Source organism: Enterobacter genomosp. S (assembly GCF_001631805.1).
Lineage (GTDB): Bacteria > Pseudomonadota > Gammaproteobacteria > Enterobacterales > Enterobacteriaceae > Enterobacter > Enterobacter quasihormaechei.
This window is the reverse complement of the sequence record NZ_LVVA01000001.1, coordinates 242,941-258,217: the sequence shown is the minus strand read 5'-3', so window position 1 is coordinate 258,217 and position 15,277 is coordinate 242,941. Positions and strand designations below refer to the sequence as shown.

15 protein-coding genes are annotated in these 15,277 nt (G+C 55.4%); 13 read left to right on the top strand and 2 right to left on the bottom strand.

Translation table 11 applies throughout. The features are described 5' to 3' along the window. Positions 1-16: 16 nt before the first annotated feature. Positions 17-3,148, bottom strand: coding sequence for a ribonuclease E (gene rne, locus A3466_RS01280; protein ID WP_063449067.1), 3,132 nt, complete (start codon positions 3,146-3,148; stop codon positions 17-19). Between the two features lie 570 nt (positions 3,149-3,718). On the opposite strand from rne, the gene rluC reads away from it, so the two are divergent. Further along, entirely contained in the window at positions 3,719-4,666 is a 948-nt protein-coding gene (gene rluC / locus A3466_RS01275) for a 23S rRNA pseudouridine(955/2504/2580) synthase RluC (protein WP_063449066.1), read from the top strand. Positions 4,667-4,761: 95 nt separating this feature from the next. Here the strand turns inward: rluC and A3466_RS01270 are convergent, their stop codons facing one another. Beyond that, positions 4,762-5,346, bottom strand: coding sequence for a Maf family protein (locus tag A3466_RS01270; RefSeq protein ID WP_063449065.1), 585 nt, complete (start codon positions 5,344-5,346; stop codon positions 4,762-4,764). Positions 5,347-5,486: 140 nt separating this feature from the next. Here A3466_RS01270 and yceD point away from each other — a divergent pair, with 140 nt between their 5' ends. The 12 genes from yceD (at position 5,487) to holB (ending at position 15,276) form a co-directional block, all read left to right on the top strand. Then, complete coding sequence (gene yceD, locus A3466_RS01265; protein WP_003857966.1) at positions 5,487-6,008, top strand: 23S rRNA accumulation protein YceD; 522 nt, start codon at positions 5,487-5,489, stop codon at positions 6,006-6,008. 16 nt (positions 6,009-6,024) lie between these two features. Next, a complete protein-coding gene (gene rpmF / locus A3466_RS01260; protein ID WP_003857964.1) occupies positions 6,025-6,198 on the top strand; it encodes a 50S ribosomal protein L32 in 174 nt (57 codons plus the stop codon). Positions 6,199-6,279: 81 nt separating this feature from the next. Further along, positions 6,280-7,314, top strand: a complete 1,035-nt coding sequence (gene plsX, locus A3466_RS01255; protein WP_203464446.1) for a phosphate acyltransferase PlsX — start codon at positions 6,280-6,282, stop codon at positions 7,312-7,314. 6 nt (positions 7,315-7,320) lie between these two features. After that, the gene (locus tag A3466_RS01250) at positions 7,321-8,274 is read left to right on the top strand and encodes a beta-ketoacyl-ACP synthase III (protein ID WP_063449064.1); all 954 of its coding nucleotides are present in this window, start codon (positions 7,321-7,323) and stop codon (positions 8,272-8,274) included. A 15-nt stretch (positions 8,275-8,289) separates the two neighbouring features. Continuing rightward, positions 8,290-9,219 carry an ACP S-malonyltransferase gene (gene fabD / locus A3466_RS01245; RefSeq protein WP_023335277.1) on the top strand — a complete coding sequence of 310 codons (930 nt, stop codon included), beginning with the start codon at positions 8,290-8,292 and terminating at the stop codon, positions 9,217-9,219. 12 nt (positions 9,220-9,231) lie between these two features. Then, complete coding sequence (fabG, locus tag A3466_RS01240) at positions 9,232-9,966, top strand: 3-oxoacyl-ACP reductase FabG (RefSeq protein ID WP_023335278.1); 735 nt, start codon at positions 9,232-9,234, stop codon at positions 9,964-9,966. A gap of 154 nt (positions 9,967-10,120) precedes the next feature. Then, positions 10,121-10,357, top strand: coding sequence for an acyl carrier protein (acpP, locus tag A3466_RS01235; protein ID WP_003857954.1), 237 nt, complete (start codon positions 10,121-10,123; stop codon positions 10,355-10,357). 91 nt (positions 10,358-10,448) lie between these two features. Beyond that, positions 10,449-11,690 (top strand): beta-ketoacyl-ACP synthase II, encoded by a 1,242-nt coding sequence (gene fabF / locus A3466_RS01230; protein WP_063449063.1) that lies wholly within the window; start codon positions 10,449-10,451, stop codon positions 11,688-11,690. Positions 11,691-11,809: 119 nt separating this feature from the next. Next, positions 11,810-12,619, top strand: a complete 810-nt coding sequence (pabC, locus tag A3466_RS01225; RefSeq protein WP_063449062.1) for an aminodeoxychorismate lyase — start codon at positions 11,810-11,812, stop codon at positions 12,617-12,619. Between the two features lie 2 nt (positions 12,620-12,621). Then, entirely contained in the window at positions 12,622-13,644 is a 1,023-nt protein-coding gene (gene yceG / locus A3466_RS01220; RefSeq protein WP_063449061.1) for a cell division protein YceG, read from the top strand. Then, positions 13,634-14,275: a dTMP kinase gene (gene tmk, locus A3466_RS01215; RefSeq protein ID WP_063449060.1), complete on the top strand. Its 642-nt coding sequence runs from the start codon at positions 13,634-13,636 to the stop codon at positions 14,273-14,275. The genes yceG and tmk overlap by 11 nt, the downstream gene beginning before the upstream one ends. Beyond that, on the top strand, positions 14,272-15,276 hold the full coding sequence (gene holB / locus A3466_RS01210; RefSeq protein WP_063449059.1) for a DNA polymerase III subunit delta': 1,005 nt from the start codon (positions 14,272-14,274) through the stop codon (positions 15,274-15,276). Before tmk ends, holB begins: the two co-directional genes overlap by 4 nt. The last annotated feature ends 1 nt before the right edge of the window (position 15,277 follow it).

The window sequence follows — 15,277 nt, the reverse complement described above, 5'->3', positions numbered from 1 at the left end:
TCAGTCTTAGGGTGTGTTATTCCACAGACTGCGGACGGGTAGCAGGCGCAGTAGCCATGTGCGTTGCACTGTGACCACCGGCAGCACCTTTACCTTCGAAGTTGAATTCCGGACGTACCCAGTCGCTATGGCGCGGCGCTTCAGGCACATACTCTGGTGCCGGGGCGCGGGTCATAGGTGCTGTAGCAACGTGCGCTGGCGCTGGGGCGGCAACTGCCTCAACCGGCGCAGGCTTCACTTCAGGCGCTTTGACTTCTTCGACAACAGGTTCAACCTGAATCTCGACGTCCTGAACCACCTCTTCGGTAACCGTTTCGACGGCAACGTCTGCGGTTTCTTCCACTGCTGGTGCAGGTTCAGCGTGTTCCACGACCTCTTCAGCCACTACGGCATCTTCTTCGGCGATAATCTGTGGCTCGGCATCAACCGGTGCAGCAATCACTTCAGGATGGGTCGTTTCCACTTCCACAGCCTGTGGTGCCGCCGTTTCAACAGCCTGAGGCTCAACAACCTGCGGCTCTGCCACGGTTGCCGCTTCAGTCACGACGTTTTCTGCCGCGGCTACCGGTGCAATCACCTCTTCGGTTACAGCCTGCTCTTCAACAGCCTGCTCAGGGCGAGCAACCGGATAGCGGATCCAGACTTTACCGGAGGCCATCTCTGGTGACGCGCACGCCACGGTCAGCGGCATTGGCGACTGAGTCGGGTAACGCTCGTCACGGTAGCGACGACGACGCTGGCCGCTCACGCGCAGGTGACGTGGAGAACGGCGGGAGCGACGCGGCATGCCTGCGTTGTCACGGTTTTCGCTGCTCTCGTCCTGCTCAACCTGATTTTCCACCACGGCTGGCAGATCAACTTTCGCAACCTGTGTACCCGTTGTGCTTTCTGGCGCTTCGACCGCGATGACTTCGCTTTCTTCCGCCTGAGCAGCACCGACACGTACTTTCTGGGTCAGCTGACGCTGCTTGCGACGCGGCATAACCTGGGTGCGCTCTTCCTGCTCAGCGTCCTGCTGTTCTACAGGCGCTTCGCGATTCAGGTTTTTGACTTCCTGCTGAGCCTGGCGCTTCTCGTCGTTACGACGACGGCTACGCTCGCGGCGAGGCTGCTGCTCGTCACGCTGTTTGCTCTTCTCGGACTCATCGCCCGCCTGCTGGCGAATTTCACGATCTTCAACGTTCTGCTGTTGCTTCTCGCGACGGTTGCGACGGTTGTCCTCGCGTTGCTCGCGACCTTCGTTGTTCTCGGAACGATTATCACGGCGCTCATTACGATCGCCACGCTCGTTGCGGTCGTTACGATCGCGACGATTGTTCTGACGCTTACGACGGTCCTGCTGACGCTCTGGTTTCGCTTCTTTTGGCGCTTCTTTTGGCTGCTCGGGCTGAACTTCTTCGCCGGCAAACATTTTTTTCAGCGCACCGATGATGCGGCTCAGGAGACCCGGTTGCTCAGGCTGCGCTTTTGGCGCGGCTGGGGCGGCTTTCTGCACGGCAGGTTTTTCCGCTGGTTTTTCCAGCGTCGCTTCCGGCGGTGCTTCCGGCATGATGAAGGTCGCTAAAGCTGGCTGCTCAGGCAGTTTACGCTCGGCAGGCTCTTCGTCAGACGGCAGCGCCATTTCTTCTTCATGCAGCTTCGGCAGCAGGTAGCTGAGGGTGCTTGTCTCTTCGCCTTTACGGACGCGCAGCACGTGATAGTGCGGGGTTTGCATCTCGTCGTTTGGCACGATAATGCAGCGAACGCCACCCTGACGCGCTTCGATTGCGCTGACCGCTGCACGTTTTTCGTTCAGCAGGTAGGAGGCAATTGGCACCGGCACAATGGCGTGAACCTCTTTGGTGTTCTCTTTCAGCGCTTCTTCTTCAATCAGGCGCAGAATGGAGAGGGAGAGAGATTCATTGTCACGCACGGTACCCGTACCGGAACAGCGCGGGCACACGTGATGGCTGGACTCGCCCAGTGACGGGCTGAGGCGCTGACGGGACATCTCCAGCAGGCCAAAGCGAGAAATATGGCTGATCTGGATACGGGCACGATCCTGACGCACCGCTTCACGCAGGCGGTTTTCAACCGCGCGCTGGTGGCGAACCGGGGTCATGTCGATGAAGTCGATAACAATCAGACCGCCCAGGTCGCGCAGGCGGAGCTGGCGGGCGATTTCATCAGCGGCTTCAAGGTTGGTGTTGAAGGCTGTCTCTTCGATATCGCCGCCGCGGGTTGCACGCGCGGAGTTGATGTCGATGGCGGTCAGCGCTTCGGTGGTATCGATAACGATAGAACCGCCGGACGGCAGACGCACTTCACGCTGGAACGCGGACTCGATCTGGGATTCGATCTGATAGTGGCTGAACAGCGGGATTTCACCGGTGTACAGTTTAATTTTGCTGGTGAAATCCGGGCGACCCAGCGCGGCGATGTGCTGGCGAGCCAGCTCAAGCACTTTCGGGTTATCAATCAGAATTTCACCGATGTCCTGACGCAGGTAGTCACGGAAGGCACGCACGATGACGTTGCTTTCCTGGTGGATCAGGAACGGCGCTGGACGGCTTTCTGCCGCTTTCTTGATGGCTTCCCAGTGCTTCAGGCGGAAGCTCAAGTCCCACTGCAAGGCTTCGGCAGATTTGCCGACGCCAGCGGTGCGCACGATGAGGCCCATGCCGTCTGGCAGCTCAAGACTTGCCAGGGCTTCTTTCAGCTCGGTACGGTCATCACCTTCGATACGGCGAGAGATACCCCCGGCACGCGGGTTGTTTGGCATCAATACCAGATAGCTTCCTGCCAGACTGATAAAGGTGGTCAGTGCGGCACCTTTGTTGCCACGCTCTTCTTTATCGATCTGAACGATAACTTCCTGACCTTCACGCAGAACATCTTTAATGTTCGGACGGCCATGGGAGTTGTAGTTGGCAGGAAAATATTCGCGGGCAATTTCTTTGAGAGGAAGGAAACCGTGACGCTCAGCACCGTAATCGACAAATGCAGCTTCAAGGCTTGGTTCAATGCGGGTGATTTTGCCTTTGTAAATGTTCGCTTTTTTCTGTTCGTGTCCAGGACTTTCGATATCCAGATCGTACAGGCGCTGCCCATCCACAAGGGCGACACGCAACTCTTCTTGCTGAGTTGCGTTGATTAACATTCTTTTCATCGTAACTTACTCGTTATTCTTACATTGACGACAAAGCTGCGGGCAAGGTGACGCTTTCCGGGGTATGAACCGATGGCCTCGTGTCTATTCACGTCGCCAACCTCACGGTTGTCGCTCGCTTAAGAGGCGCAGAGTGTCGGTTGCCTGTATTTCATACGGAAACACAGCGCAATTATCAGGGGAATTGCCTGGGAAAACTCTCCAGAGAACAATCCTTATACCGGGAAGTACTGCAACCCGCAGCCCGCTAACTGCCTGAAAGATCAATACGTCTTACGCCATTGCTGCGTGGATGATCGGTCAGACAAAATTGGTCATTCCGTCGAGATCCTTACAAAACCCGGATTTAACGCGGAAAACGGATTCATTATTCCACTGCTCGCCGGGTTATAGCAAGATGACTTTTACCAATTATCACCCGGTTACTCACAGTTTCTTCACTTCAACGGGGTGATTGGTTTAATAACCACCAAATCGATTGCGCGAAAGCGGAGTGTTCCGGATAAAAGTAAATATAAGCATAGAAAAATGAGTGGCGCTATTGCCTGACGCTATTTAGAATCGCCAACCATGAAAACAGAGACTCCAGCCGTAAAAATGGTTGCCATCGCCGACGATGACGCGGGGCAACGTATCGATAATTTTTTGCGCACCCAGCTGAAGGGCGTGCCAAAAAGTATGATTTATCGCATCCTGCGTAAGGGCGAGGTGCGGGTGAATAAAAAACGCGTGAAGCCTGAGTATAAGCTCGAGGCGGGCGATGAAGTCCGCATTCCACCGGTACGCGTTGCAGAGCGTGAAGAAGAGGTCGTTTCTCCGAAGCTGCAAAAAGTCGCGGCCCTGAGCGAAGTTATCCTTTATGAGGACGACCACATTCTGGTGCTGAATAAACCGTCCGGAACGGCGGTACACGGGGGGAGCGGTCTGAGCTTCGGCGTGATCGAAGGTTTACGCGCGCTGCGCCCGGAAGCGCGTTTCCTTGAACTGGTTCACCGTCTTGACCGTGATACCTCCGGCGTGCTGCTGGTGGCGAAAAAGCGTTCTGCCCTGCGTTCCCTGCATGAACAGCTTCGCGAAAAAGGGATGCAAAAAGATTATCTGGCGCTGGTGCGCGGCCAGTGGCAGTCCCATGTAAAAGTGGTGCAGGCACCACTGCTGAAAAATATTCTGCAAAGCGGTGAGCGCATTGTTCGTGTTAATCAGGAAGGGAAACCGTCTGAGACGCGCTTTAAAGTAGAAGAGCGCTACGACTTCGCCACGCTGGTGCGCTGTAGTCCGGTGACGGGGCGTACGCACCAGATTCGCGTGCATACCCAGTTTGCGGGCCATCCGATTGCGTTTGACGACCGCTATGGCGATCGCGAATTTGATAAGCAGCTGGCGGGTACGGGGCTGTCGCGTCTGTTCCTGCATGCGGCAGCGCTGAAGTTCACCCATCCTAATACCGGGGAAGTTATCCGTATTGAAGCGCCGCTGGATGAGCAGCTCAAACGCTGTCTGAAAGTTCTGCGTGGCTGATTTTGTGCCGGGTGGCGCTGCGCTTACCCGGCCTACATGTATTTCTCCCTATCCCACGGGAAGAGGGCCGGGGTAAGGGCATCAGGCCGCAACGGTCACATCGTCAGCGGATTACATTCTTCACGTCTTAACATCTGGCACAGCGCTATCAGCGGCAGTCCCACCAGCGTGTTGGGATCCCGACCGTCCAGCTTGTCGAACAGCGCAATCCCCAGCCCCTCACTTTTGAAACTGCCTGCGCAGTTCAGAGGACGTTCCCGGCGCACGTAATCCATAATCTCCTGCTCGCTAAGATGACGGAAGTGCACGTCGAACGGCTCGCATTCGCTTTGCAGATGACCGCTGGCCGAATTATAAAGCGCTAGCCCCGTATAAAAGGTCACGATACTGCCTCGCGCACGCAGAAGCTGCTGGCAGGCGTTTTCTTCCGTATGCGGTTTACCGGTGATTTCCCCGTCCAGCACGCAAACCTGATCGGAGCCTATAATCAAATGTGCAGGATAACGTGCGGCCAGCGATTGCGCTTTCTCCTTAGCGAGACGGGTCACCAGATGACGCGGTGACTCTCCCGGCTGCGGCGTCTCATCAACGTCGGGTGCCGCGCATTCAAACGGGATCCCGAGCTTTTCCAGCAGCATTCGACGGTAGGGAGAAGTGGAAGCAAGGACGAGATTTGGCATATTTTTATCACCAGATATAGCGTATCGATGCCAGCCATTTTAAACTACAGGCCGCAATGTGTGCGAATAATTGGCAAAAGGCAGCTCTGGTTGCCTTTTTCTTTGACTCTATGACGTTACAAAGTTAATATGCGCGCCCTATGCAAAAGGTAAAATTACCCCTGACTCTTGATCCGGTTCGTACGGCTCAAAAACGCCTCGATTACGAAGGAATTTATTCTTCCGATCAGGCCGAGCGTATTGCCGAGTCTGTAGTCAGTGTGGACAGTGATGTAGAATGCTCCATGTCGTTCGCTATCGATAACCAGCGTCTCGCCGTCTTAACCGGTGATGCAAAGGTAACGGTAACGCTCGAATGTCAGCGTTGCGGGAAACCGTTCGTACAGCATGTTCACACAACGTATTGTTTTAGTCCGGTTCGTTCTGACGAACAGGCTGAAGCACTCCCGGAAGCGTATGAGCCGATTGAGGTTAACGAATTCGGTGAAATCGATCTTCTGGCTCTGGTTGAAGATGAAGTCATCCTCTCCTTGCCAGTGGTTCCGGTGCATGATTCTGAACACTGTGAAGTGTCCGAGGCGGACATGGTCTTTGGGGAACTGCCTGATGAAGCGCAAAAACCAAACCCATTTGCCGTATTAGCCAGCTTAAAGCGTAAGTAATTGAGGAGTAAGGTCCATGGCCGTACAACAGAATAAACCAACCCGTTCCAAACGTGGCATGCGTCGTTCCCATGACGCGCTGACCGCAGTTACCAGCCTGTCTGTAGACAAGACTTCTGGTGAGAAACACCTGCGTCACCACATCACCGCTGACGGTTTCTACCGCGGCCGCAAGGTTATCACTAAGTAATCACGCGTCAGCGTGATTAGGCTTAGTGAGGAACTTCCCCGTGCAAACGGGGAGTTTACCGAACCAGGCTGCGACGATACCTTGACACGTCTAACCCTGGCGTTAGATGTCATGGGGGGCGATTTTGGCCCTACCGTGACAGTGCCTGCAGCATTGCAGGCACTGAATTCTAATTCGCAACTCACACTTCTATTAGTCGGCAATCCCGACACAATCACGCCATTACTTGCAAAAGCTGACTTTGAACAACGTTCGCGTCTGCAGATTATTCCTGCGCAGTCAGTTATTGCCAGTGATGCCCGGCCATCGCAGGCTATTCGTAATAGCCGTGGCAGCTCTATGCGCATGGCGCTGGAGCTGGTGAAAGAAGGGCGAGCGCAGGCTTGCGTCAGCGCGGGAAATACGGGCGCGCTGATGGGGCTGTCGAAATTATTGCTCAAGCCGATTGAGGGCATTGAGCGTCCGGCGCTGGTGACGGTGTTACCGCACCAGCAGAAGGGCAAAACGGTGGTGCTCGATCTGGGCGCTAACGTAGATTGTGATAGTACAATGCTGGCTCAGTTTGCCGTGATGGGGTCGGTGCTGGCAGAAGACGTGGTCGGCATTAACAACCCCCGCGTTGCGTTATTGAATATTGGTGAAGAAGAAACCAAAGGCCTGGACAGTATCCGCGACGCTGCGGAAATACTCAAACAGGTTCCCTCCATCAACTATATTGGTTATCTCGAAGCCAATGAGTTGCTGACGGGCAAAACGGACGTATTAGTGTGTGATGGCTTCACCGGAAACGTAACGTTGAAGACCATGGAAGGGGTCGTACGAATGTTCCTTTCCCTGCTGAAATCGCAGGGAGACGGTAAAAAAAGGTCCTGGTGGCTGATTTTATTAAAGCGTTGGTTACAAAAAAGCCTGACGCGGCGATTCAGTCACCTCAACCCCGACCAGTATAATGGCGCCTGTCTGTTAGGATTGCGCGGCATCGTGATTAAGAGTCATGGCGCCGCCAATCAGCGAGCCTTTACCGTCGCGATTGAACAGGCAGTGCAGGCGGTGCAGCGACAAGTTCCTCAGAGGATTGCCGCTCGCCTGGGATCTGTATTAGCTAAAAGTGACTGAGCGTACATGTATACGAAGATTTTAGGTACCGGCAGCTACCTGCCAAAACAAGTGCGTACCAACGCCGATCTTGAAAAAATGGTAGATACGTCTGACGAGTGGATTGTCACGCGCACAGGTATCCGTGAACGTCGTATCGCCGCGCCAGACGAAACTGTGTCCACCATGGGCTACGAAGCCGCTCAGCGCGCGCTTGAGATGGCAGGCATTGATAAAGAACAGATCGGCCTTATTGTGGTGGCGACAACGTCTGCCACGCATGCCTTCCCAAGCGCGGCGTGCCAGGTGCAGAACATGCTCGGCATTAAAGGCTGCCCGGCGTTTGACGTTGCCGCAGCGTGTGCGGGCTTCACCTATGCGCTGAGCATCGCCGATCAGTACGTGAAATCGGGCGCGGTGAAATATGCGCTGGTGATTGGCGCTGACGTGCTGGCGCGTACCTGCGATCCAACCGATCGCGGCACGATCATTATTTTTGGCGACGGTGCGGGCGCGGTACTGCTGGGGCAGTCCGACGAGCCGGGCATCATCTCCACGCATCTGCATGCTGACGGTCGCTACGGCGAACTGTTAACGCTGCCTAACGCCGATCGCGTTAATCCGGACAGCTCCATCTACCTGACCATGGCGGGTAACGAGGTGTTCAAGGTGGCCGTCACTGAACTGGCCCACATCGTTGACGAGACGCTGGAAGCAAATAATCTGGACCGCGCCGCGCTCGACTGGCTGGTGCCGCACCAGGCTAACCTGCGTATTATCAGCGCGACGGCGAAGAAGCTGGGCATGTCAATGGATAACGTTGTGGTGACGCTCGATCGTCACGGCAATACCTCTGCGGCATCGGTACCGTGCGCATTTGACGAAGCGGTACGCGATGGACGAATTAAACGGGGCCAACTGGTCTTGCTTGAAGCCTTCGGTGGTGGGTTCACCTGGGGTTCCGCGCTGGTTCGTTTCTAGGATAAGGATTAAAAAATGACGCAATTTGCTTTTGTGTTCCCGGGACAGGGCTCGCAAACCGTTGGGATGTTGTCTGAAATGGCGGCAAACTATCCGGTTATCGAAGAGACTTTCCGTGAAGCTTCTGACGCGCTGGGTTATGATCTGTGGGCGCTGACCCAGCAGGGTCCAGCCGAAGAGCTGAACAAAACCTGGCAGACCCAACCGGCACTGCTGGCTGCCTCCGTTGCGCTGTGGCGCGTATGGCAGCAGCAGGGCGGCAAAGCGCCAGCGTTGATGGCGGGCCACAGCCTCGGCGAATATTCTGCGCTGGTCTGTGCGGGCGTTATTGCCTTTGCTGATGCGGTTCGTCTGGTTGAATTGCGTGGTAAATTCATGCAGGAAGCGGTGCCAGAAGGCACGGGCGGCATGTCTGCCATCATCGGTCTCGATGATGCTTCTATTGCGAAAGCGTGTGAAGAATCTGCTGAAGGTCAGGTGGTTTCTCCGGTAAACTTCAACTCGCCTGGCCAGGTGGTTATTGCCGGTCATAAAGAAGCGGTTGAACGTGCCGGTGCCGCCTGTAAAGCTGCGGGCGCTAAGCGCGCGCTGCCGCTGCCGGTGAGCGTGCCGTCTCACTGTGCTCTGATGAAGCCTGCCGCCGATAAGCTGGCGGTTGAGCTGGAAAAAATGACCTTTAACGCACCGACGATTTCCGTTGTGAATAACGTCGATGTGAAATGCGAAACCGCACCCGACGCTATCCGTAACGCGCTGGTTCGCCAGCTTTACAGCCCGGTGCAGTGGACCAAAACCGTTGAGTTTATGGCGTCTCAGGGCGTTGAGCATCTGTACGAAGTTGGCCCTGGTAAAGTTCTCACCGGCCTGACGAAGCGTATTGTTGACACCCTGACGGCCTCGGCGATTAACGAGCCGGAAGCAATGAAAGCGGCACTCTCGCAATAAAAGAGGAATACCATGAGTTTTGAAGGAAAAATTGCCCTGGTGACCGGCGCAAGCCGCGGTATCGGGCGTGCTATTGCTGAAACACTGGTTGCGCGCGGCGCGAAAGTGATCGGGACTGCGACCAGCGAGAAGGGCGCAGAGGCCATCAGCGAGTATCTGGGTGCGAACGGTAAAGGTCTGGTACTGAATGTGACTGAGCCAGCATCTATCGAATCTGTTCTGGAAAATATTCGCGCAGAGTTTGGCGAAGTGGATATTCTGGTCAATAATGCCGGGATCACTCGCGACAACCTGCTGATGCGAATGAAAGATGATGAGTGGAACGATATTATCGAAACCAACCTGTCATCTGTATTCCGTCTGTCAAAAGCGGTAATGCGCGCTATGATGAAAAAGCGTCATGGTCGTATTATCACTGTGGGTTCTGTGGTTGGTACCATGGGAAATGCTGGTCAGGCCAACTACGCTGCGGCGAAAGCAGGTCTGATCGGTTTCAGTAAGTCGCTGGCGCGTGAAGTCGCGTCCCGCGGAATTACTGTAAACGTTGTTGCTCCGGGCTTTATTGAAACGGACATGACGCGTGCGCTGACGGATGATCAGCGTGCGGGTACGCTGGCGGCAGTTCCGGCGGGTCGTCTTGGCGACCCAAAAGAAATCGCCAGCGCGGTTGCATTTTTAGCCTCTGACGAAGCGGGTTACATCACTGGTGAAACCCTCCACGTCAACGGCGGGATGTACATGGTTTAATCACGATCGAAAATATTTGCGTTATTTGGGCAAATGGCCTCAAAATAACGTAAAATCGTGGTAAGACCTGCCGGGATTTAGTTGCAAATTTTTCAACATTTTATACACTACGAAAACCATCGCGAAAGCGAGTTTTGATAGGAAATTTAAGAGTATGAGCACTATCGAAGAACGCGTTAAGAAAATTATCGGCGAACAGCTGGGCGTTAAGCAGGAAGAAGTTGTGAACTCCGCTTCCTTTGTTGAAGACCTGGGCGCAGATTCTCTTGACACCGTTGAGCTGGTAATGGCTCTGGAAGAAGAGTTTGATACTGAGATTCCGGACGAAGAAGCTGAGAAAATCACCACCGTTCAGGCTGCCATTGATTACATCAACGGCCACCAGGCGTAAGTGAACATCTCCAGGCGGTCATTCGACCGCCTGAGTTTTATCTTTTGTAGTCCCACGAATCTCTTTTTTTATCCCTCCCTGGAGGACAAACGTGTCTAAGCGTCGTGTAGTTGTGACCGGACTTGGCATGTTGTCTCCTGTCGGCAATACCGTAGAGTCCACCTGGAAAGCTCTCCTTGCCGGTCAGAGCGGCATCAGCCTAATCGACCATTTCGATACTAGCGCCTATGCAACGAAATTTGCTGGCTTAGTAAAGGATTTTAACTGTGAAGAGATCATCTCGCGTAAAGAACAGCGCAAGATGGATGCCTTCATTCAATATGGAATTGTCGCTGGCGTTCAGGCCATGCAGGATTCTGGCCTTGAGATTACGGAAGAGAACGCTACCCGTATCGGCGCTGCTATCGGCTCCGGGATTGGCGGTCTTGGCCTGATTGAGGAAAACCATACGTCTCTGATGAATGGCGGCCCGCGTAAAATCAGCCCGTTCTTCGTTCCGTCTACGATTGTAAACATGGTGGCAGGTCACCTGACCATTATGTTCGGCCTGCGTGGCCCAAGCATCTCAATCGCGACAGCCTGTACGTCTGGCGTGCATAACATCGGCCAGGCCGCGCGTATTATCGCGTACGGCGATGCAGATGCTATGGTTGCGGGCGGTGCTGAAAAAGCCAGTACCCCACTGGGTGTCGGTGGCTTCGGTGCAGCGCGTGCGCTCTCAACCCGTAACGATAACCCGCAGGCGGCAAGCCGTCCGTGGGATAAAGACCGTGACGGTTTCGTGCTGGGTGACGGTGCGGGCATGATCGTACTGGAAGAGTACGAACACGCGAAAAAACGTGGCGCGAAAATTTATGCTGAAATCGTTGGCTTTGGCATGAGCAGCGATGCGTATCACATGACGTCTCCTCCGGAGAACGGCGCGGGTGCTGCGCTGGCGATGGAAAATGCGATCCGTGATGCGGGCATTACCCCGGCACAGATTGGCTACGTTAACGCGCACGGGACGTCTACTCCTGCGGGCGATAAAGCAGAAGCGCAGGCTGTTAAGTCTATCTTCGGCGAATCTGCCAGCCGTGTACTGGTGAGCTCCACGAAATCCATGACCGGTCACCTGCTGGGCGCGGCGGGCGCGGTAGAGTCAATCTACTCTATCCTGGCGCTGCGCGATCAGGCCGTACCGCCAACCATCAACCTGGATAATCCGGATGAAGGTTGCGATCTGGACTTCGTTCCTCATGAGGCGCGCCAGGTGAGCGGTATGGAGTACACCCTGTGTAACTCCTTCGGTTTCGGTGGAACTAACGGTTCTCTGATCTTCAAAAAGGTCTGAGTCTGATTCGTCACTGATGTTAAAAAGGTCCGCTTGCCGGGCCTTTTTTATTAGGTGAAATCCACTTGTCCGGATATCAACATCCTGCCAGACTGTGCCTCCACGCATAAGGAGCCACCATGTTTTTAATCAATGGCCTTGAGCAAGAAACGCTGCCGGCAAGCGACAGGGCGACCCAGTTTGGCGATGGCTGTTTCACGACCGCGCGTATTCTCGACGGTGGCGTGTGCCTGCTCGAAGCCCATATCCTTCGTTTACAAAAAGCCTGCGAAACGTTACTGATCCCCTTCTCAGCGTGGGGCATTCTCGAAAGCGAGATGCGTCGGCTGGCATCAGCGAAAACAAGCGGCGTTTTGAAGGTGATTATCAGCCGTGGCAGCGGCGGTAGGGGGTACAGCGGCTCTGCCTGCCTGCATCCTACGCGGATCCTTTCCGTTTCAGATTATCCTTCCCACTATGCGGACTGGCGTGCAGAGGGCGTAGCCCTGGCGCTGAGTCCGGTACGCCTGGGGCGAAACCCGATGCTTGCCGGAATAAAACATCTTAACCGCCTTGAACAGGTGCTTATTCGTACTCATCTTGAGCAGACGGAGGCCGGGGAGGCGCTGGTTCTTGACAGCGAAGGGTACATTACGGAATGCTGTGCGGCTAATTTACTCTGGCGGAAGGGCAGTGACGTATTCACGCCTTCGCTGGAGCAGGCCGGCGTCAACGGCATAATGCGACAGTTTTGTTTGCAACAGCTGGCACGCGCTGACGTTCGCGTTGTCGAAGTTAACGCTAAGGAAGAGGTGCTGCTGGCCGCGGATGAAGTTGTTATCTGCAATGCGCTAATGCCCGTTGTCCCCGTTCGCGCTTATGGCCACACGTGCTGGTCATCCCGCGAGCTGTTCCAGTTTCTGGCCCCGTTATGTGAGCAAACCAGGTAGTCATGAAGAAAATGTTACGCTTTGTCCTCCTTCTTATCGTTGCGTTCGGTATTGCCGGCGGAGCGGGAGTGTGGAAAGTCCGTCAGCTGGCGGACAGCAAGATCCTGATTAAAGACGAGACGATTTTTACCCTGAAAGCGGGTACCGGGCGGCAGGCGCTTGGTCAGCAGCTGTATGGTGACAAAATCATCAACCGCCCACGTGTCTTCCAGTGGCTGCTGCGTATTGAGCCTGAACTGTCCCACTTTAAGGCCGGGACCTATCGCTTTACCCCAGACATGACCGTGCGCGAGATGCTGCAACTGCTGGAGAGTGGTAAAGAAGCCCAGTTCCCGCTGCGTTTTGTTGAGGGTATGCGTCTGAGCGATTACCTCAGGCAGCTGCGCGACGCGCCGTATATCAAGCATACGCTCAAGGATGATCGCTACCAGACCGTTGCGGAAGCCTTAAAATTCGACCATCCCGAGTGGATCGAAGGCTGGTTCTGGCCCGACACCTGGATGTATACGGCAGGCACGACGGACGTGGCAATCCTGAAGCGCGCGCACAACAAAATGGTCGCGGCGGTAGATTCTGCCTGGAAAGGGCGAGCTGAAGGCCTGCCGTATAAAGATCAAAACCAGTTCATGACGATGGCCTCTATCATCGAGAAAGAGACGGCCGTAGCTGCCGAACGCGATCAGGTTGCCTCGGTGTTTATTAACCGTCTACGCATCGGCATGCGTTTGCAGACCGATCCTACCGTCATCTACGGCATGGGTGAAAACTACAGCGGCAAGATTTCCAGAAAAGATCTGGAGACGCCAACGGCGTATAATACCTACGTTATTAGCGGCTTGCCGCCTGGACCGATCGCAACACCAGGTGAAGCCTCGTTGAAGGCTGCCGCGCACCCGGCCAGGACACCGTATCTCTATTTTGTGGCTGATGGAAAAGGGGGGCATACCTTTAACACCAACCTGGCCAGCCACAATCGCTCTGTTCAGGACTATCTGAAGGCACTTAAGGAAAAAAATGCGCAGTAAATACATTGTCATTGAGGGACTCGAAGGGGCGGGGAAAACCACCGCCCGTAACGTGGTGGTTGATACGCTGAAATCGCTTGGCGTCGCCGACATGGTCTTCACCCGCGAGCCGGGCGGTACGCAGCTGGCGGAAAAACTGCGCAGTCTGGTGCTGGATATCAAATCCGTCGGCGATGAAGTTATTACCGACAAAGCGGAAGTGCTGATGTTCTATGCAGCGCGCGTTCAGCTGGTGGAGACGGTGATCAAGCCCGCGCTGGCAGAAGGAAAATGGGTAATTGGCGATCGCCACGATCTCTCAACCCAGGCGTATCAGGGCGGTGGCCGAGGTATCGATCAGGCCATGCTGGCTACGCTTCGCGACGCGGTTCTGGGCGATTTCCGTCCTGACCTGACGCTGTATCTCGACGTGACCCCTGAGGTGGGCCTGAAGCGCGCCCGGGCGCGCGGCGAACTGGACCGAATTGAACAGGAGTCTTTTGACTTCTTTAACCGCACCCGCGCGCGTTATCTGGAACTGGCCGGACAGGACAGTACCATTCGTACCATCGACGCGACGCAATCCTTGGAAGACGTGACGCGTGATATTCAGCAGACCGTTACGCAGTGGGTACAGGAGCAGCAGGCATGAAATGGTACCCATGGTTGCGCCCGCACTTTGAACAGCTGATCAACAGCTATCAGGTTGGTCGGGGGCATCATGCGTTACTGATCCAGACCCTGCCGGGCATGGGCGATGATGCGTTGATCTACGCCATCACGCGCTTTCTGATGTGCCAACAGCCGGAAGGGCATAAAAGCTGCGGCAAGTGCCGGGGCTGCCAGCTCATGCAGGCAGGCACGCATCCTGACTATTACACCCTCGAACCCGAGAAGGGCAAAAATACGCTCGGCATCGACGCGGTGCGTGAGGTCAGTGAGAAACTGTACGAATATGCGCGTCTGGGAGGGGCGAAAGTGGTGTGGCTGAAGGACGCCGCGCTGCTTACGGAAGCCGCCGCCAACGCGCTGTTAAAAACGCTGGAAGAGCCGCCAGAGAATACCTGGTTTTTCCTCTCCTGCCGCGAGCCGGGCCGACTGCTGGCGACGCTGCGTAGCCGCTGCCGTCTTCACCACCTTGCAGCCCCCCAGGAGTCGTGGGCTCTCGCCTGGCTGGAGCGTGAAGTGACGGTGTCACAGGGTGCGGCGCTCTCGGCGTTGCGCCTGTGCAGCGGTGCGCCTGCGGCTGCGCTGGACTTATTGCAGCCGGAGGTGTGGTCCCAGCGTGAAACGCTTTGTCGTGCGGTTGAATCAGCTCTCGATAACCATGACTGGCTGAGCGTCCTGCCAGCGCTGAACAGCGATCAGGCTCCGGAACGGCTCCACTGGCTGGCCGCACTGCTGCTGGATGCGCTCAAAACCCAGCAAGGGGCGACGCTTCTGACTAACCCTGACGTGTGGACGCTGGTCACCACGCTGGCGAATCGCCTGTCCGTGTCGTCGCTGCACGCTATCCTTCATGATATCTGCCAGAGTCGTGAACAACTTTTGACGGTAACCGGTCTTAATCGCGAGCTTTTACTGACCGACCAGTTACTGCGTATCGAACACTACCTGCAACCGGGTGTTATACCGCCGGTTTCCCACCTCTGAG